This is a genomic window from Paracoccus hibiscisoli, from assembly GCF_005048265.1.
In the GTDB taxonomy this organism is placed as follows: Bacteria; Pseudomonadota; Alphaproteobacteria; order Rhodobacterales; family Rhodobacteraceae; genus Paracoccus; species Paracoccus hibiscisoli.
In genome coordinates this window covers 84,462-101,509 of record NZ_SUNH01000013.1, presented here as the reverse complement: position 1 = coordinate 101,509, position 17,048 = coordinate 84,462, and the positions used below count along the sequence as shown (strand labels likewise).

The window sequence follows — 17,048 nt, the reverse complement described above, 5'->3', positions numbered from 1 at the left end:
ATCCGCCGATGAAAAAGACCGACAACCCCGCCGATCCGTTCAAGAAGGCCCTGTCCGAGGCGACGCGGGCCCTGGCGGGCGACCGCGAGCTGAACGTGACCTACAGCGCCGACCCGGCCGGTGTGGCGGGCGACACGATGCGCCTGCCGCAGGTCAGCCGCCGCATGGGCCGCGACGAGGTTCTGTTGGCGCGCGGCACGGCGGATGCGCTGGCGATGCGCCTGCGTCACCACGATGCGGGCCTGCATGCGAAATACGCCCCCGCAGGCCCGATGGCCCGCGAGCTGTACGAGGCGATGGAGACCGCCCGCTGCGAGGCGTTGGGCGCGCGCGACATGCCGGGCGCGCTGTCCAACATCGACGCCCGCATCGGCGCCGAGGCCGAGAAAAAGGGCTATGCCCAGATCAAGGCACCCGCGGATGCGCCCCTGTCGGTGGCGGCCGGGTACATCCTGCGTCAGGCCGCCACCGGGCGCGCGCTGCCCGCCGGGGCGCAGCACGTGGCCGATCTGTGGCGGCCCTTCGTCGAAAGCCAGGCGGCGGGTTCGCTGGCCGATGTGAATGAGGCGCTGGCCGATCAGGCGGCGTTCTCGCGGCTGTCGCGGCGGATCATCACCGATCTGGGCTATGGCGACCAGTTGGGCGAGGACCCCGACCAGCCCGAGGATGACGACGCCGAGGACAATGCCGAGCAGGACGAGGAATCGGGCGACAGCCAGTCCCAGGACGAGGATGACAGCGAGGACAGCGACGCCAGCGCCGAACGCAGCCAGGAGCAGACCCAGGACGAGCGTCAGGCCCAGGTCAGCATGGACGACAGCTCGGACGAGGAGATGGCGGACGAAGCGGACATGCCCGATCAGGACAGCCCGCCCGACCTGCCGCCCCCGGTCAGCGATGCCAGCCCCGACTACCGCGTCTTTGCCCAGACCTGGGACGAGGAGATCCGTGCCGAGGATCTGGCCGACCCCGCCGAGCTGGAGCGTCTGCGCGCCTATCTGGACAAGCAGCTGGACCCCCTGCGCGGCGCCGTCAGCCGTCTGGCCAACAAGCTGCAGCGCCGCCTGCAGGCCCAGCAGAACCGCAGCTGGGAGTTCGACAAGGAGGAGGGCGTGCTGGACGCGGGACGCCTGGCGCGCGTGGTGGCGAACCCGACCATGCCGCTGTCCTTCAAGATCGAGAAGGACACCGAGTTCCGCGACACGGTCGTCACGCTGCTGATCGACAATTCCGGCTCCATGCGGGGCCGCCCGATCAGCATCGCGGCGATCTGCGCCGACGTGCTGGCGCGCACGCTGGAGCGGTGCAACGTCAAGGTCGAGATCCTCGGCTTTACCACCCGCGCCTGGAAGGGCGGGCAGGCGCGCGAGGCCTGGCTGGCCGCGGGTCGTCCCGCCCAGCCCGGCCGCCTGAACGATCTGCGCCACATCGTCTACAAATCCGCCGATGCGCCCTGGCGTCGCGTGCGCCCCAATCTGGGTCTGATGATGAAGGAAGGCCTGCTGAAGGAGAACATCGACGGTGAGGCGCTGGAATGGGCGCACCGGCGCCTTGTCCGCCGCGCAGAGGCGCGCAAGATCCTGATGGTGATCTCGGACGGCGCCCCGGTTGATGACAGCACGCTGTCGGTGAATCCCGCGAATTTCCTGGAACGCCATCTGCGCGACGTGATTGCCATGGTTGAGCGCCGCCGCGCGGTGGAGCTGCTGGCCATCGGCATCGGCCATGACGTGACCCGCTATTATCAGCGGGCCGTCACGATCACGGACGCCGAACAGCTGGCAGGCGCGATCACCGAACAGCTGGCGGCGCTGTTCGACAGCGATCCGCGCAAGCGGGCGCGCGTGCTGGGTATGGCCGCGATCCGTCGCGGCTGAGCCCCGCCTGCGGGGAACTGCCGCGCGCCACTGACGTTGGCATGGGAATCCAACAGCAAGGTGATCCCATGTCCTACAACCACAACGACCCGGAAAAAGCTGCCAGAAAGCATAAACCGGCCATCATCGCGATCGTCGTGGCGCTGGCCGTGGCGGTTCTGGCCTTCCTGGTCTTTGCCCCCGGCGCGGATGAGCAGAATGACGGCATCGCCACCACGCCCCCGCCCGCAGGCACGCCGATGTCGGATGCCGAAGGCCTGGGCGGCGCGGCCGATCCTGTGGCACCCGGCGCCGACACGCCCGCCGATGCCGCGACCGGCCCGGTCGGCACCGCCGATCAGCCCGCCGGCGCAGAGACCGCACCCGCGAACTGATGCTGACCCCCGCCGGTCCCGACACCATCGGGGCCGGCATCGTCCATCTGACGCAACCGTGACCGCCCTGACCTCATGACATTGCCTCACGGTTTTGAGATAACCGCCCCAGAATGGCGCACCAAGCGTCGCGGGCGGTATCTTCTGACAGAAGGACGGGGCAGGTATGGGATTTCTGACAAAGCTGGTCTTGGGGCTGGCGGTGGTGACCATCGCGGTCTCCTGCGGGCGGACCCCGCCGCGCGGCCAGGGGCCTTCTGGTTACGGTTATCAGGTGGCACCGGGGCCGGGGGCCAATCCGCAGCTGGGTGATCGGGCCCCGCATGCGTGGCGCAACGGCGCGCCCTATGGGCATGCGGTGCACGGCATCGACATTTCGCGCTGGCAGGGGGATATCGACTGGAACCGCGTCCGGGGGGCGGGCATCAGCTTTGCCTTCATCAAGGCGACCGAGGGGGGCGACCATTCCGACCCCAACTTCCGCCGCTATTGGGCGCAGGCCGCGCAGGCGCGCATTCCGCGCGGAGCCTATCATTTCTATTACTTCTGCCGCACCGGCGCCGAGCAGGCCTATTGGTTCATCCAGAACGTCCCGCGCGAGGCGGGGTCTCTGCCGCCGGTTCTGGACATGGAATGGACCAATTCGCGCAACTGCCCCCGCCGCCCCCCGGCCGCCGAGGTCCTGCGCGAGGCCGAGGTCTTCATGCAGATCGTCGGTCGCCATTACGGCCAGCGCCCGATCATCTATACCACGGTCGATTTCTACCGTGAGAACCAGATGGGCCGCATGAATGCCGAATTCTGGCTGCGTTCGGTCGCGGATCATCCCAGTGTGACCTATCCGGGGCAGCGCTGGACCTTCTGGCAATATACCGGCACGGGCATCGTTCCGGGCATCCAGGGGGATACCGACATCAACGCCTTTGCAGGCTCTGCGGCGGATTGGGGACGATGGTTGCAACGACGACTGGTGCGGTAGCCCCGCATCGCTGGCTCAAGGTCGAATTCGCGGCGCTCTATATCGGGGCGCCGCTGGCCATTGCGCTGTTCCTGCCGGGGGACGCGCTGTTCACGGCGCTGGCGGTGTTCAGCCTGGCGGGCATGGCACTGCTGTGGCTGACCGGCGGGTTCCGCTGGCGCGTGCTGGTGCGCGGCTGGCGGCGCATGCCCTGGCGCGAGGTGGCGGGCATCGCGCTGGCCACCGCGCTGGCCAGCTGGGTCATCCTGACCCTGACCCGTCCCGAGGCGCTGTTCGGGATCATCCGCAACCGCCCGGAATTCCTGCTGGTCATCTGGACCTTCTATCCGATCCTGTCCGCCCTGCCGCAGGAGCTGATCTTTCGACCGCTGTTCTTTCACCGCTATGGCGCGATCCTGCCACAGGGGCGCGCGGCCATCGCACTGAACGCGGCGATCTTTTCCTTTGCGCATCTGATGTTCTGGTCCTGGATCGTGGCGATCATGACCTTCATCGGCGGCTGGATCTTTGCCCGCGCCTATCTGCGCCACGGCTTTCCGGCGGCCTTCGTGCTGCATGCGGTGGCGGGCAACATCCTGTTCGCGATGGGGATGGGCCTCTACTTCTATACCGGCAACGTGGTCCGGCCGTTCTAGCGGTTGACTTCCCCGCCGTCCCGCGCTTTGTGCGGGGGCTGAAAACTTGGGGAAAACGCACATGCACGCCTATCGCAGCCATACCTGCGGCGACCTGAAGGCCGCCGATGCCGGGACCACCGTCCGCCTGTCGGGCTGGGTCCACCGCGTCCGCGACCATGGGGGCGTGCTGTTCGTCGACCTGCGCGACCATTACGGCATGACGCAGGTGCTGGCCGACAGCGACAGCCCGGCCTTTGCCGCGATGGAGCGCCTGCGCGCCGAGACGGTCATCCGCATCGACGGCCGCGTCAAGCTGCGCGACGCGTCGCTGGTCAACCCCAAGCTGCCCACCGGCGAGATCGAGGTCTATGCGACCGAGGTCGAGGTGCTGGGCCCCGCGGACGAGCTGCCCCTGCCGGTCTTCGGCGATCAGGACTACCCCGAGGAAACGCGCCTGGCCTATCGCTTCCTGGACCTGCGCCGCGACAGCCTGCACAACAACATCATGCTGCGCTCCAAGGTCGTGCGGTCAATCCGCAACCGCATGTGGGACCAGAACTTCACCGAATTCCAGACCCCGATCATCACGGCGTCGTCCCCCGAGGGCGCGCGCGACTTTCTGGTGCCCTCGCGCCTGCATCCGGGCAAGTTCTATGCCCTGCCGCAGGCGCCCCAGCAGTTCAAGCAGCTGATCATGGTCGCGGGCTTCGACAAGTATTTCCAGATCGCGCCCTGCTTCCGCGACGAGGACCCGCGCGCCGACCGCTCGCCCACCGATTTCTACCAGCTGGACCTGGAGATGTCGTTCGTCGAGCAGGAGGACGTGTTCGCCACGATCCAGCCCGTCATCCAGGGCCTGTTCGAGGAGTTCGGCGGCGGTCGCCCGGTCGATACCGACTGGCCGCGCATCCCCTATGCCGACAGCCTGCTGAAATACGGCACCGACAAGCCCGACCTGCGCAACCCCATCGAGATGCAGGTCGTCAGCGAGCATTTCCGCGGATCGGGCTTTGGCATCTTTGCCAAGCTGCTGGAGCAGGAAGGGACGCAGGTCCGCGCCATTCCCGCGCCCACCGGCGGCAGCCGCAAGTTTGCCGACCGCATGAACGCCTTTGCCCAAGCGCAGGGCCTGCCGGGCATGGGCTATATCATCTGGCGCAAGGCCGAGGATGGCACGACCGAGGCCGCGGGCCCGATCGCCAAGGCGCTGGGCGTCGAGAAGACCGAAGCCATCCGGCAGCAGCTGAACCTGGCCGAGGGTGATGCGGCCTTCTTCCTGGGCGGGCGTCCCGACCAGTTCGAGGCCGTCGCGGGCCGCGCCCGCACCGAGATCGGACGGGAGCTGGGCCTGACCCAGGAGAACCAGTTCAAGTTTGCCTGGATCGTTGATTTCCCGATGTACGAGAAGACCGACGACGGCAAGATCGACTTCAGCCACAACCCCTTCTCCATGCCGCAGGGCGGGATGGAGGCGCTGAATGGCGATCCGCTGGACGTGCTGGGCTATCAGTACGACCTGGCCTGCAACGGCTATGAGCTGATCAGCGGCGCGATCCGCAACCACAAGCCCGAGATCATGTTCAAGGCCTTCGAGCTGGCCGGCTATCCCGCCTCCGAGGTCGAGAAGCGCTTTGGTGGCATGGTCAAGGCGTTCCGCTATGGCGCGCCGCCGCACGGGGGCTGCGCCGCGGGCATCGACCGCATCGTCATGCTGCTGGCGGATGAGCAGAACATCCGCGAGGTCATCATGTTCCCGATGAACCAGCGCGCCGAGGATCTGATGATGGGCGCGCCCTCCGAGCCCACCAACGAACAGATGCGCGACCTGCGCCTGCGGACGTTGCCGAAAGAGTGATCTGACATCGGGGCGGGGGGCGTGGCATGATGCTGCACAGCAGCAACCGCCAAGGCCCGCCGCCTCATGATCCCCTATGACCAGCTTGCCGCGATCCGCCTGGGCTATGTCCTGTCGCCGGGCCTGACGCCGCCCGCCGATCCGTCCGGCGTTGCGGTCTCCGTGATCCCTGCCACCCAGCCCGATCCGCAGCCCGTGACCTTGGACCAGGTGCGCGACGGGCAGCAGCAGGGCCAGATGCTGGGCGCCGAGGAAAAGCGCGGCGGCGGCGATTAGGCCCGTCAGGCGCTGCGCGATCACCGCCAGACCCTGCGCGCCGTCTATGCCGAGGCCGTGGTGACGCGCTTTGCCCGCGCCGTGGATGACCCGTCCGGCTTCGGAGAGCGTCTGACCTGGTTCTGGGCCGAGACCATTTCACGGTGACGGGCGGGACGATCTATCTGGACCTGCTGGCCGCCTCGCTGGTGCAGGAGGCGATCCGCCCGCATCTGGCCGGGCGCTTTGCCGACATGATGGTCGCCGCCGAGACCCATCCCGCCATTCTGCGCTATCTGGATCAGGCCCGGTCGCTGGGCCCCAATTCCATTGAGGCCCGCAAGAACCCCGACAAGCCCGCGGGCGCCAACGAGAACATGGCGCGCGAGATGATCGAGCTGCACAGCCTGGGCGTCGGCGGCGCCTATGAACAGGGCGATGTCGAGCAGCTGCCCCTGCTGCTGACCGGCCTGACCTACAACCCGCGCCAGCCCGGCGTCTTTCGCCCTGCCCGCGCCGAACCGGGGGCCGAGACCGTTCTGGGTGACAGCTATGGCGGCGGCAAGGCCAGCATCGACGACATCCGCGCGGTGATCAAGGCGCTGGCGACCCATCCCGACACTGCCCGCCATCTGGCGCGCAAGCTGGCCGTGCATTTCGTGGCCGACGATCCGCCCGCCGCGCTGGTGGCCCGTCTGGAGGGCGTGTTCCGCGACACGGGCGGCGATCTGGGTGCGATGAATCTGGCCTTGGCCGAGGCGCCCGATCTGCGCGACAACTTTCGCACCAAGATGCGCCAGCCCTTCGAATTTCTGGTGGCCAGCCTGCGCGCCCTGGGGCTGGACGGCGCGGGCGTGCGGGCCCTGTCCGGGCGTGACCGTCAGGCGCTCCTGATGCAACCATTGGCGGTGATGGGACAGCCTTGGGCCGCCCCGCCCGGCCCCGACGGCTGGCCCGAACCCGCCGCCGCCTGGGCCAGTCCGCAGGGGCTGGCGATGCGGATCACCTGGGCGATGACCCATCCCTTCACGCTGTCCCGGCCGCTGCCCGATGCGCGGGCCTTTCTGCGTACGACCCTGGGCAACACCGCATCCGAGGCGCTGGCCTGGAGGAGGCCGCGCGCGCTGTCGCGGCTGGCGGACACGATCCTGATCCTGCAGGCGGGCTTGGGCGATCTGTGGGACCGCACAACGGTGATGGCCATGACCGAATTCGGCCGCACCGCGCAGGAGAACGGCTCGGGCGGGACCGATCACGGCACCGGGGGCGCGATGCTGGTGACCGGGGGCGCGGTTCGGGGTGGACGCGTCTTGGGCCAGTGGCCGGGCCTGGCCGAGGGCGATCTGTATGACGGGCGCGATCTGATGCCGCTGCGCGACATCCGCGCCTATGCGGCCTGGGCGCTGCATGCCAAGTTCGGCATCGACCGCGCCACGCTGGAGGGGGCTGTCTTTCCGGGGCTGGACATGGGGTCCGATCCGCGGATGACGGCCTGACCTACATTTCGGCCACGCGGGACAGGCGGTCCTGGACCATGCCGCTGATGCGCGCCAGATCGGTCGCCAAAGCGTGTCCGGCCGTGTGGTCGCGCGCCAGCGCCGTGGCTGCGGCCTCCAACGCGGGATCATGGGCAGAGCGCGCGACACCGGCCAGAAAGCGGGCGATATAGTCGATCTCGGTCGTGTCCTGGGCGCTGGACAGCACCTCGGCCACATGGGCCAGATCGTCGCGCAGGCCCGAGGGGTCGGGCTGGATCACCTCGTCCGGCAGGGCGCGCAGGGTCATGCCTCCGGCCTCGGGGGGCATCGCCTGCAGGATGGTCTGCTGGAACACCGCCAGGCTCTCGACCGGTTTGGGCAGAAAGCCGTCGGCCCCTGCGGCCAGCGCCTGGCCCGCGCGGTCGGTGTCGCCCGACATCGCCAGGATCACGGGCACCCGCGGCTCGGTCGCGTTCAGTTCGGCGATCAGTGCCACCCCGTCGCCATCGGGCAGGCCCAGGTCGATCACCACCACCGCCGGGCGATAGCTGCGCAGATGACGCGCCGCCGAGCGCAGGCAATCCGCGCGGCGAATCCGCGCACCCGATTTGAGACACAACAGGCGCACGGCCTCGCTGGCAAAGCGCGAATCCTCGATCACCAGCACCGTCAGCCCGGTCAGGGGCCGCCTTGGCAACGACAAACGCCATTGTGGCAAGGGCTTGGACTGGTCAGTCCCGTAATCGGTCAACATGTCTTGATCCCCATCCATGTCTTCACGGACAGTAAAGCCTCGATTCGCTAACATGGCGTTAACGGAGATGCTTTTCCTTTCCCGCACCGCCCGAAAGGCATAGAACCCCGGAAAACGGAGGATGAGATGATCGGTCGCCTGAACCATGTCGCTATAGCCGTCCCCGATCTTGGGGCCGCCGCCGCGCAGTATCGCACCACCCTGGGCGCCGAGGTCGGACCGCCCCAGGATGAGCCGGATCACGGCGTCACGGTCATCTTCATCCAGCTGCCCAACACCAAGATCGAACTGCTGCACCCCCTGGGCGATGACAGTCCGATCCGGGCGTTTCTGGACAAGAACCCCTCGGGCGGCATCCATCACATGTGCTTTGAGGTCGACGACATCCTCGCCGCCCGCGACCGCCTTACGGCCGAAGGCGCGCGCGTGCTGGGCACGGGCGAACCCAAGATCGGCGCCCATGGCAAGCCGGTGCTGTTCCTGCACCCCAAGGATTTCAACGGCTGCCTGATCGAACTGGAGCAAGTCTGATGAACCTGACCGGCGGCATCGTTCTGTTCGCGTCCCTGTGGTTTCTGACCCTGTTCTGCGTCATGCCGATCGGCCAGCGCAGTCAGGCCGACGCGGGCGACGTGATCCGCGGCACCCATGCCGGGGCGCCCGCGGGCGTGAACTGGCGGCGCAAGCTGCTGTGGACCACGGGGATCACCGCGGCCCTGTGGGCCGTGATCGCTTGGCTGATCCTGGGCGGCGTGATCACCCGCGCCGATATCGCGAATCTGGACCAGCTGGTCCGCTGAGCATCTGGAACAGGTGGGTGAAGGCCGCCGCCGCCAGCAGCGGCACGGTGATGTTGACCACCGGAATGACCAGTCCGATCGCGACCAGCACGCCGGTCGCGGTCACCCGGCCCGAATGGGCGCGGCGCAGATCATGGGCCGCGACCGCCGACAGGTGTCGGCGCGCGGCCATCTGAAAGAACTCGCGCCCCAGCAGCCAGCCATTCGCACCCAGAAACAGCAGCGGCGCCAGCGGGCCCAGAAAGGGCGTCAGGATCAGGCTGACAACCGCCACGCCCAGCATCGCCAGAACCAGCGCCGCTGATTCCAGCAGCCCGTCCAGGAAATCGACCGACACCCCGCGCCGGTGGGGATAGTGGATCGCCTCGACCTTGTCGGCGACCGTCTCGGCGAAAAGACCCGCAAAACCCGCCGCGACCGGGGCCATCAGAAAGATGCTGAGCACCGGAAACAGCGCCAGCGAACCCCAGGACAGCACCTGCCCGAACTCGACCGTGCCCAGCCAGGGCAGGGTGACGCCCCCCGGCAGCCACAGCCGGATCACCCAGAAGATCGCAGCCTGCAGCGCCACGAACAGCCCGATGGTCAGCGCGATGCCCAGCACCGCCAGCCGCAGCACCGAAGGCCGCATCAGGTCCGCCCAGCCCCGCGCCAGCGCGCGCAGCGGCGTCACGGGCGCCACGTGGTCTTGGCGCCGATATCGGGCCGGGGGCGTTCGGGCGGCGTCGCTCCGCGCGTGCCGATATGGATCAGCCCCGCGATGCGTTCACGCGGCGTGATGCCCAGATGGGTTTCGGCGAAATCCTGGTTCAGCGCGGCAAAGCCCGTCAGCCAGGCCGCCCCCCAGCCCGAGGCCAGGGCCGCATTGACCAGCCCCAGGCACAGCGCGCCCGCCGAGAGCATCTGTTCCCATTCCGGGACTTTGGGGCTGTTCACCGGAGAGAACACCACCGCCACGATTACCGGCGAGGCCATCGCCTGCGCGGCCTTGTCCGCCGCCGCCTGGTCCTGCCCCGATGCCAGCACCAGCGCATGCAGCGGCACCGCCAGCGCGTCCAGCGTCTGGCGGCCCAGCACGACAAAGCGCCACGGTTCCAGCTTGCCATGGTCGGGGACGCGGGCGGCCAGGGTCAGCAGGCGCGTCAGCTCATCGCGGTCGGGTCCGGGGCCGGTCATCATCTTGGGCGGATGCGAGCGGCGCGTGGCCAGAAACTCCAGCGCGGCGTCGTTGCGGTGGTCCATGCGGCACTCCTTTGCGGTCCGGGGTCCGGTGTTTCAGATGCGCGGGCGGTCTTCAAGGCGGGGCCTTGCGCCAGGGGCCGGGGCGGGGCAGCAACAGCGCGTGACCGACCTGACCCATCTGGCCCGACCGGGCGCCGTCCTGACCCTGCGCGTGACGCCCCGCGCGCGGCGCAATGCCATCACGGTCGAGGGCTGTCTGCTGCGCATCCACGTCACCGACCCGCCCGAGGACGGGCGCGCCACCCGCGCCGTCCTGCGCCTGCTGGCCCGCGCGCTGAAGGTCGCGCCATCGCGGCTGACCGTGATCCGCGGCCATACGGCCCGCGACAAGGTGGTGCGGCTGGACTAGACCTTCTTGTCGATGCGGTAATTGCCTTCGGGCAGGTTCAGCGCCAGGCGCAGCTCGGTCAGCTGGTGCATCGACAGGGTGATGCGCACGACCTCCTCTCCGTCGTCGCTCATCTGTTCCAGGATCACCCGGTCGTCGAACCCCAGGATCACCACGTCCTCGGTCAGGGGGCGGGTGCCGGGGTCGGCCTCGTCGATCAGGGTGATCACGGTCGCGTCAAAGTCGTGCTCGATGGTGAACATCCGAATCTCCTTGGGGTGACCCGACAATCGCGTGAAAGCGCGGCTGCGGCAAGCAGTCGGGGTTTACGCGGCATCGGCAGGGGTTAAACTGCGCGTGACAAGCGGTGCGCCCCGATGCGGGCAGCGGAACAGGGCGGAACATATGGGACAGATCATCGGGCGGGGCTGGCTGGCGGGATGGGTCGCGGTGACGCTGGCCGTGGCAGGCTGCGCACCGATGCCCGCGCCGGTCGCCCCGCCGGTGGCCCAGGCCCCCGTCCAGGGTCCGGCCCTGCCCGCGCCATCCGCCCCGCACGCGGCCACGCCCGACGGCGCGGCGCGCAGCTTTGTCCAGGTGATGCGCCGGATGGAACCCGCCGTCCGCCAGGACTGCCTGACCCGCCGCACCGCGCCGATCAGCTGCGATTTCATCTTTGTCGTGGATGACCGCCCGGGGCTGGAGCCGAACGCTTTTCAGACCGTGGACCGCAACGGGCGGCCCGTGGTCGGTTTCACCCTGTCGCTGATCGCCCAGACCCGCAACCCCGATGAGATCGCCTTTGTCGTGGGCCACGAGGCCGCGCATCACATCCTGAACCACCTTGACCGCAAATCCGGCGCGGCCACCGCGGCGGCGGTCGTTCTGGGCAGTCTGGCCTCCGCCTATGGCGGCGACACCAGCGCCATCGCCCGCGCGCAAGAGATCGGGGCCTCGGTCGGCGCGCGCTACTATTCCAAGGAATGGGAGCTGGAGGCCGATTACCTGGGCGCGATCATCACCATGAACGCGGGCTATGACCCGATCAACGGCTCTGGCCTGTTCCAGCGCATCCCCGACCCCGGCAACCACGTCCTGGGCACCCACCCGGCGCGCGCGCAACGCCTGGCGCAGGTCCGCCGCGCCGTGGCGGATGTCCAGGCCGGCCGGGTCCGCTAGCCGTGGCAGCCCATCGCGGCGTCGGCCGTCTGCGCTGGCGCCTGATCGAGATCACGCGGACGCTGTGGGTCCGGGTCGCGGCATTCGCGGGGCTGGGCCTGCTGACGGCGGCCCTGGGCTTTGTGGTGCGGGGCCAGATCCCCGACGCGCTGGCCGGCCAGATCGGCGCCGACGCGATCGAGCCCATCCTGGAGATCGTGGCCTCGTCCATGCTGACGGTCACGACCTTCTCGCTGTCGATCCTGACGGCGGCCTATGCGACGGCCAGCGCGGGTTCGACCCCGCGGGCGGTGCAACTGCTGGCCAATGACGGGGTCAGCCAGACGGTTCTGGCGACCTTCATGGGCGCCTTCGTGTTCAGCCTGGTCGGGCTGATCATGCTCAAGACCGAACTCTATGGCGGCGGCGGGCGTGTGGTGCTGTTCGTCGTGACGCTGCTGGTGATCCTGATCGTGATCCTGTCCCTGCTGCGCTGGATCAACCGCCTGGCAGCGCTGGGCCTGATCGGCGACAACCTGACCCGGGTCGAGACCGCCACGGCCACCGCGCTGCGCCTGCGCCGCGAATCGCCCTGGATGGGCGCCAACCCCCTGGACGGCCCGCCACCGGCGGACAGCACGCCGGTGCCGCCGCCCCAGGCCGGGCATGTCCAGAACTGCGACATGCAGGGCCTGTCCGATCTGGCGGACAAGGCCGGTCTGATCCTCTATATCACGGCCACGCCGGGCGATTTCGTGCATCCCGCCTGCACCTTGCTGCATGTCGACGGGCTGCCTGACGATCCCGATGAGGCCACCGCGCTGATAGGTCAGCTGACCGAATGCTTCAGCCTGCGGGCGCAGCGCAGCTTTGATCAGGACCCCCGATTCGGCTTTGTCGTCCTGTCCGAGATCGGCCAGCGCGCCCTGTCCCCGGCGGTCAACGACCCCGGCACGGCGGTGGCCGTGATCCAGCGTATCCTGCGGGTCCTGTCCGAATGGACCGAGCAGGCCCAGCCAGAGGTGTCCTTTCCGCGTCTCTATGTGCGCAGCATCACCGTGGACGAGATCCTGCGCGCCAGCCTGTTGCCGCTGGCCCGCGACGGGGCAGGGGTGGTCGAGGTGCACCGCGCCCTGCAGACCTGCCTGCTGGCCCTGGCGCGAATTTCCCCCGCGGTGCATGGCGACCCGGCCCGGGCGCTAACCAAGGATTGCGTCGCGTATTCCAGTCAAGCCCTTGTTCTGGAATGTGAAAAAGCAGAGATATGCGCGTTGTCCGCGCAGGTTGCCGCCATCTGAAAACCGGTTGTGCCCATCCGGTCACGCATCAACCTGCAGATGAAAGAAAATTCCACTCTTGAAAGAAAAATGCTGGCATGTCGGCGGATTTCTGCTTTAGTCGGAACAGGTTCGCACAAAAAGAATTGTTTGAATTGACACGATATGGCGCAGCGGCGCCGTTCTGATAGAGGGGCGCCCATGATCGGGGTTGTCGTATGGAGCAGTGGGTCGCGTGAAAAAGCGATCATCTGGTGCGAAGATCAGGCGACCCTGGCGTATCTGCAAGGGCAAGCCAATTTCATGGGGCCTGGCGAATGGCCGCAACCGGGCGATCTGGTCGAACTGGAGACGCGGACCGTGGGCAATCTGCGCCATGCGCTGAACGTGTCCATGCTGTCCGAACAGAGCTGCCCGCAGATCCCCCGGATATTGGCCGAGGCTGAGGCGCCGGACCGGCCCGCCCTGCGCGTCGTGGCCCAGCAGGATCTGATGCCGCAAGGCCCGACCGCCTCAAAGGCCCCGGCGCGCCGTGCCTTTCCCTATACTCAGCCCCGCAGCGGCGCCGCCTGCTGAGCGTGCTGGCACCAGCCCCGAAAGGGCTGATGCCGGTCGTGATCAGACGCCGCGCGACAGAGCCGCAACGCCGGTGCGCGCCAGATCGTTCAGCCCCAGAGGCCGCATCAGATCGGCAAAGGCCTCCAGCTTGGACGGCGTGCCGACCAGTTCGAACACAAAGCTTTCCAGCGTCGAATCGACCACATTGGCGCGAAAGATCTCGGCAATGCGCAGGGCCTCGACTCGCTTTTCGCCAGTGCCGCGCACCTTGAACAGGCCCAGCTCGCGTTCCACCACCGGACCCTCGACCGTCAGGTCGTGGACCTCGTGCACGACCACGATGCGGCCCAGCTGTGCCTTGATCTGCTCGATCACCTCCGGGGTGCCGCGCGTCACCACCGTGATGCGCGAGCGGTGGCCGGTATGGTCCACCTCGGCCACGGTCAGGCTGTCGATGTTATAGCCGCGGCCCGCGAACAGGCCGATCACGCGGGCCAGGACGCCCGGCTCGTTCTCGACCAGGACGGCCAGGGTGTGGCGCTCCTCGCGCGGCGCATGCGGATCGCGCAGGTCATAGGCCGAATGGCTGGACATGCCCTTCTGGATGTTCAAAGCGTTCATGGTTCTGCCCTTTCTCCGGCCGGTCTCAGACCAGCACCGCGCCTTCGGATTCGATCACGCCCTGCGTCTCGGCCTCGCCCAGCAGCATCTCGTTATGCGGCTTGCCGGACGGGATCATCGGGAAGCAGTTCTCGTGCTTCTCGACCAGCACGTCCAGGATGAAGGGGCCGTCATAATCCAGCATCTGCTGGATCGCGGCGTCCAGATCCTTGGGGTCGCGCACCTGCGCGCCCTTGCAGCCGAAGGCCTCGGCCAGCTTGACGAAATCGGGCAGGCTGTCCGACCAGGACTGGCTGTAGCGTTCGCCATGCAGCAGCTGCTGCCACTGGCGGACCATGCCAAGGCGTTCGTTGTTCAGGATGAACTGCTTGACCGGCAGGCGGAACTGCACCGCGGTGCCCATCTCCTGCATGTTCATCAGCCAGCTGGCATCGCCCGCGACGTTGATCACCAGCGCCTCGGGATGGGCCATCTGCACGCCGATCGACGCCGGCAGGCCATAGCCCATCGTGCCCAGCCCCCCGGACGTCATCCAGCGGTTCGGCCCCTCAAAGCCCAGATATTGCGCGGCCCACATCTGGTGCTGGCCGACCTCGGTCGTGATGTAGCGGTCGTGATTCTTGGTCAGTGCCTCCAGCCGCTCCAACGCGTGCTGCGGCTTGATGATCGTGCTGCTGGGGCGATACGCCAGACATTTGCGCGCCCGCCATTCCTCGATCTGGCCCCACCACTGCTTGAGCGCCGGGCTGTTGACCTTGCGGCCGCGCGACTTCCAGACTTTCAGCAGGTCCTCCAGGACATGGCCCACATCGCCGACGATCGGCACGTCGACGCGCACGACCTTGTTGATGGACGACGGATCGATGTCGATATGCGCCTTGACCGAACCGGGGCTGAAATCCGCGATCCGCCCGGTGATCCGGTCGTCGAAGCGCGCGCCGATATTGATCATCAGGTCGCAGCCATGCATCGCCAGATTGGCCTCGTAGGTGCCGTGCATGCCCAGCATGCCCAGCCACTTGTCGCCCGATGCCGGATAGCAGCCCAGCCCCATCAGGGTCGAGGTGACCGGAAAGCCCGTCCCCTCGGCCAGTTCGCGCAAGAGCTGGCTGGCACCGGGACCAGAGTTGATGACCCCACCGCCCGTATACAGGATCGGACGCTCGGCGTGTTCCATCAGCTCAACCAGGCGCGTGATCGCGGCCAGATCGCCCTTCTTCGTGGGGTTGTAGCGGCCATTGTCGACCTGCTTGGGGCCGACATAGGTGCCGGTCGCGAACTGCACGTCCTTGGGAATGTCGATCAGCACCGGACCCGGGCGGCCCGAGGTCGCCACGTGAAAGCCCTTGTGGATCGTGGCCGCCAGCTTGTCCGTATCCTTGACCAGCCAATTGTGCTTGGTGCAGGGACGCGTGATGCCGACGGTGTCGGCCTCCTGGAACCCGTCGGTGCCGATCATGAAGGTCGGGACCTGCCCCGACAGCACGACCAGCGGGATCGAATCCAGCAGCGCATCGGTCAGGCCGGTGACCGCGTTCGTGGCGCCGGGCCCGGACGTGACCAGCACGACCCCGGGTTTGCCAGTGGCGCGGGCATAGCCCTCGGCCATATGGACGGCGCCCTGTTCGTGGCGGACCAGGACGTGGGTGATGTCGTTCTGCTGAAAGATCTCGTCATAGATGGGTAGGACGGCCCCGCCCGGATAGCCGAATACGGTATCGACGCCCTGATCGCGCAGCGCCTCGACCACCATTCTCGCACCCGTCATTGTTCGGGACATCGTCTTGCTCCATCCATCAAAAATACCCGCCGGACGGACCTTTCCCGACCCGGCGTCGGCGCAACCTAGGGTCACGCCCGGACAGCGTCAATGGCATTTGGTGGAGAAAGTGACGCAGGCAGGCGCCTATTTGAAACTTTGTTTCGCGAACTGTCCGGCGCTATCGGTCGAATTGCGGCAGCGCGATTCGGGCCACCTGTTCGACGATGGGATCGACGGACAGGGGATGCGCCTCGTTCGAATGGGCCTCGGGGTCGCCGATATCCTGCCAGACGCCACCCTTGTATATCTCCAGCGCGCCAAAGCGGGCCTTGTAGTCCATCTTGCGGCTGCCGGGCACCCAATAGCCCAGATAGACATAGGGCAGGCCCGCCGCGCGCGCGATCTCGATATGGTCCAGAATGATATAGGTGCCCATGCTGGCCGGGCGCAGCAGCGGGTTGTAAAAGCTGTAGACTAGGCTCAGCCCGTCATCCAGCACGTCGGTCAGGCAGACCCCCGCCAGATGGTCGTCGCCCGCCGCCAGCTCGGGGATCGCGTCATCCAGGCAGCGATATTCGATGACGCGCGTCTTGACCGGGGTTTCCTCGATCATCGCGGCGAATTCGAAGATGTCCATGTCGGCCATGCCGCCATCGGCGTGGCGGCTGTCCAGATAGCGGCGGAACAGCTCGAACTGCTCCTCGGTGGCCCAGGCACTGGTGGCGACGCGGCGCAGCGCGCCGTTGCGGGCCGTTACGCGCCGCTGCGTGCGCGAGGGATGGAAATCGGCCACCCGGATGCGGGCCGACATGCAGGCCACACAGCTTTCGCAGCTGGGCCGGTAGAGCACGTTCTGCGACCGACGAAAGCCCTGCCGCGACAGGGCGTTGTTCAGGTCGGCGGCGTTGTCGCCCTGCAGCGCGGTGAACAGCTTTCGTTCGGCCCGCCCGTGCAGATACGGGCAGGGCTGGGGGGCCGTCACATAGAATTGCGGCGCATGGGGCAGCGTATGGCGCATCAGGTGCGCCCCTTGCAGCATCTGGTCAGATCGCGGCTGGTCATGCGGGCGCTGAGGTTTCCGTTGCAACGGTCAGGAATGCGGCGAAGCCTAGC

20 protein-coding genes are annotated in these 17,048 nt (G+C 67.6%); 13 read left to right on the top strand and 7 right to left on the bottom strand.

All coding sequences use genetic code 11. The features are described 5' to 3' along the window. The first annotated feature begins 8 nt into the window (after nucleotides 1-8). The 7 genes from cobT (at nucleotide 9) to FA740_RS20070 (ending at nucleotide 7,453) form a co-directional block, all read left to right on the top strand. A complete protein-coding gene (gene cobT, locus FA740_RS10470; protein ID WP_136856717.1) occupies nucleotides 9-1,877 on the top strand; it encodes a cobaltochelatase subunit CobT in 1,869 nt (622 codons plus the stop codon). 68 nt (nucleotides 1,878-1,945) lie between these two features. Further along, nucleotides 1,946-2,251 (top strand): hypothetical protein, encoded by a 306-nt coding sequence (locus tag FA740_RS10465; protein ID WP_136856716.1) that lies wholly within the window; start codon nucleotides 1,946-1,948, stop codon nucleotides 2,249-2,251. A 175-nt stretch (nucleotides 2,252-2,426) separates the two neighbouring features. Continuing rightward, complete coding sequence (locus FA740_RS10460) at nucleotides 2,427-3,230, top strand: glycoside hydrolase family 25 protein (protein ID WP_246053582.1); 804 nt, start codon at nucleotides 2,427-2,429, stop codon at nucleotides 3,228-3,230. Then, nucleotides 3,203-3,865: a CPBP family glutamic-type intramembrane protease gene (locus tag FA740_RS10455; RefSeq protein ID WP_136856714.1), complete on the top strand. Its 663-nt coding sequence runs from the start codon at nucleotides 3,203-3,205 to the stop codon at nucleotides 3,863-3,865. Before FA740_RS10460 ends, FA740_RS10455 begins: the two co-directional genes overlap by 28 nt. A 61-nt stretch (nucleotides 3,866-3,926) precedes the next feature. After that, nucleotides 3,927-5,702 carry an aspartate--tRNA ligase gene (gene aspS, locus FA740_RS10450; RefSeq protein WP_136856713.1) on the top strand — a complete coding sequence of 592 codons (1,776 nt, stop codon included), beginning with the start codon at nucleotides 3,927-3,929 and terminating at the stop codon, nucleotides 5,700-5,702. Nucleotides 5,703-5,768: 66 nt separating this feature from the next. Further along, a complete protein-coding gene (locus tag FA740_RS10445; RefSeq protein ID WP_136856712.1) occupies nucleotides 5,769-5,978 on the top strand; it encodes a hypothetical protein in 210 nt (69 codons plus the stop codon). A gap of 143 nt (nucleotides 5,979-6,121) precedes the next feature. After that, a complete protein-coding gene (locus tag FA740_RS20070) occupies nucleotides 6,122-7,453 on the top strand; it encodes a DUF1800 family protein (RefSeq protein WP_136856710.1) in 1,332 nt (443 codons plus the stop codon). 1 nt (nucleotide 7,454) lies between these two features. Here the strand turns inward: FA740_RS20070 and FA740_RS10430 are convergent, their stop codons facing one another. Continuing rightward, entirely contained in the window at nucleotides 7,455-8,189 is a 735-nt protein-coding gene (locus FA740_RS10430; RefSeq protein ID WP_136856709.1) for a response regulator, read from the bottom strand. Nucleotides 8,190-8,315: 126 nt separating this feature from the next. On the opposite strand from FA740_RS10430, the gene mce reads away from it, so the two are divergent. Together mce and FA740_RS10420 are read left to right on the top strand one after the other, a co-directional pair. Continuing rightward, nucleotides 8,316-8,720 (top strand): methylmalonyl-CoA epimerase, encoded by a 405-nt coding sequence (mce, locus tag FA740_RS10425; RefSeq protein ID WP_136856708.1) that lies wholly within the window; start codon nucleotides 8,316-8,318, stop codon nucleotides 8,718-8,720. Continuing rightward, nucleotides 8,720-8,989: a DUF1467 family protein gene (locus tag FA740_RS10420; protein WP_136856707.1), complete on the top strand. Its 270-nt coding sequence runs from the start codon at nucleotides 8,720-8,722 to the stop codon at nucleotides 8,987-8,989. The genes mce and FA740_RS10420 overlap by 1 nt, the downstream gene beginning before the upstream one ends. Here FA740_RS10420 and FA740_RS10415 read toward each other — a convergent pair. Both FA740_RS10415 and FA740_RS10410 read right to left on the bottom strand, forming a co-directional pair. Further along, entirely contained in the window at nucleotides 8,946-9,662 is a 717-nt protein-coding gene (locus FA740_RS10415; protein ID WP_246053579.1) for an EI24 domain-containing protein, read from the bottom strand. The two genes, FA740_RS10420 and FA740_RS10415, sit on opposite strands and share 44 nt — an antisense overlap. Beyond that, nucleotides 9,659-10,231, bottom strand: a complete 573-nt coding sequence (locus FA740_RS10410) for a nitroreductase family protein (RefSeq protein ID WP_136856706.1) — start codon at nucleotides 10,229-10,231, stop codon at nucleotides 9,659-9,661. Before FA740_RS10410 ends, FA740_RS10415 begins: the two co-directional genes overlap by 4 nt. Before the next feature lie 100 nt (nucleotides 10,232-10,331). On the opposite strand from FA740_RS10410, the gene FA740_RS10405 reads away from it, so the two are divergent. Beyond that, a complete protein-coding gene (locus tag FA740_RS10405) occupies nucleotides 10,332-10,580 on the top strand; it encodes a DUF167 domain-containing protein (protein WP_246053578.1) in 249 nt (82 codons plus the stop codon). On the opposite strand, the gene FA740_RS10400 is transcribed toward FA740_RS10405, so the two are convergent. Then, a complete protein-coding gene (locus FA740_RS10400) occupies nucleotides 10,577-10,822 on the bottom strand; it encodes a hypothetical protein (protein ID WP_136856705.1) in 246 nt (81 codons plus the stop codon). The genes FA740_RS10405 and FA740_RS10400 overlap by 4 nt on opposite strands. A 142-nt stretch (nucleotides 10,823-10,964) precedes the next feature. Between FA740_RS10400 and FA740_RS10395 the strand changes: the two genes are divergently transcribed. From FA740_RS10395 to FA740_RS19895, 3 genes are all read left to right on the top strand, one after another. Further along, nucleotides 10,965-11,738, top strand: a complete 774-nt coding sequence (locus FA740_RS10395) for a M48 family metalloprotease (protein WP_136856704.1) — start codon at nucleotides 10,965-10,967, stop codon at nucleotides 11,736-11,738. A 2-nt stretch (nucleotides 11,739-11,740) separates the two neighbouring features. Then, entirely contained in the window at nucleotides 11,741-13,015 is a 1,275-nt protein-coding gene (locus FA740_RS10390; RefSeq protein WP_136856703.1) for a DUF2254 domain-containing protein, read from the top strand. Between the two features lie 282 nt (nucleotides 13,016-13,297). After that, on the top strand, nucleotides 13,298-13,570 hold the full coding sequence (locus FA740_RS19895) for a hypothetical protein (RefSeq protein WP_211243687.1): 273 nt from the start codon (nucleotides 13,298-13,300) through the stop codon (nucleotides 13,568-13,570). Between the two features lie 42 nt (nucleotides 13,571-13,612). Here FA740_RS19895 and ilvN read toward each other — a convergent pair whose 3' ends face one another. The 3 genes from ilvN to FA740_RS10370 all read right to left on the bottom strand — a co-directional run bounded on the left by ilvN (nucleotide 13,613) and on the right by FA740_RS10370 (nucleotide 16,953). Next, a complete protein-coding gene (ilvN, locus tag FA740_RS10380; protein ID WP_136856702.1) occupies nucleotides 13,613-14,173 on the bottom strand; it encodes an acetolactate synthase small subunit in 561 nt (186 codons plus the stop codon). Between the two features lie 25 nt (nucleotides 14,174-14,198). Next, nucleotides 14,199-15,953: an acetolactate synthase 3 large subunit gene (locus FA740_RS10375; RefSeq protein ID WP_136856701.1), complete on the bottom strand. Its 1,755-nt coding sequence runs from the start codon at nucleotides 15,951-15,953 to the stop codon at nucleotides 14,199-14,201. A 160-nt stretch (nucleotides 15,954-16,113) separates the two neighbouring features. Continuing rightward, a complete protein-coding gene (locus tag FA740_RS10370) occupies nucleotides 16,114-16,953 on the bottom strand; it encodes an arginyltransferase (RefSeq protein ID WP_136856700.1) in 840 nt (279 codons plus the stop codon). Between the last annotated feature and the right edge of the window lie 95 nt (nucleotides 16,954-17,048).

Bases quoted from the DNA above. Each gene is read 5' to 3' on its own strand.
- FA740_RS10420 (WP_136856707.1), top strand. From the start codon at position 8,720: ATGAACCTGACCGGCGGCATCGTTCTGTTCGCGTCCCTGTGGTTTCTG.
- FA740_RS10445 (WP_136856712.1), top strand. From the start codon at position 5,769: ATGATCCCCTATGACCAGCTTGCCGCGATCCGCCTGGGCTATGTCCTG.
- mce (WP_136856708.1), top strand. From the start codon at position 8,316: ATGATCGGTCGCCTGAACCATGTCGCTATAGCCGTCCCCGATCTTGGG.
- FA740_RS10455 (WP_136856714.1), top strand. From the start codon at position 3,203: ATGGTTGCAACGACGACTGGTGCGGTAGCCCCGCATCGCTGGCTCAAG.
- cobT (WP_136856717.1), top strand. From the start codon at position 9: ATGAAAAAGACCGACAACCCCGCCGATCCGTTCAAGAAGGCCCTGTCC.
- aspS (WP_136856713.1), top strand. From the start codon at position 3,927: ATGCACGCCTATCGCAGCCATACCTGCGGCGACCTGAAGGCCGCCGAT.
- FA740_RS10430 (WP_136856709.1), bottom strand. From the start codon at position 8,189: ATGTTGACCGATTACGGGACTGACCAGTCCAAGCCCTTGCCACAATGG.
- FA740_RS10370 (WP_136856700.1), bottom strand. From the start codon at position 16,953: ATGCGCCATACGCTGCCCCATGCGCCGCAATTCTATGTGACGGCCCCC.
- FA740_RS10395 (WP_136856704.1), top strand. From the start codon at position 10,965: ATGGGACAGATCATCGGGCGGGGCTGGCTGGCGGGATGGGTCGCGGTG.
- FA740_RS10465 (WP_136856716.1), top strand. From the start codon at position 1,946: ATGTCCTACAACCACAACGACCCGGAAAAAGCTGCCAGAAAGCATAAA.
- FA740_RS10375 (WP_136856701.1), bottom strand. From the start codon at position 15,953: ATGTCCCGAACAATGACGGGTGCGAGAATGGTGGTCGAGGCGCTGCGC.
- ilvN (WP_136856702.1), bottom strand. From the start codon at position 14,173: ATGAACGCTTTGAACATCCAGAAGGGCATGTCCAGCCATTCGGCCTAT.
- FA740_RS10410 (WP_136856706.1), bottom strand. From the start codon at position 10,231: ATGGACCACCGCAACGACGCCGCGCTGGAGTTTCTGGCCACGCGCCGC.
- FA740_RS10400 (WP_136856705.1), bottom strand. From the start codon at position 10,822: ATGTTCACCATCGAGCACGACTTTGACGCGACCGTGATCACCCTGATC.
- FA740_RS19895 (WP_211243687.1), top strand. From the start codon at position 13,298: ATGGGGCCTGGCGAATGGCCGCAACCGGGCGATCTGGTCGAACTGGAG.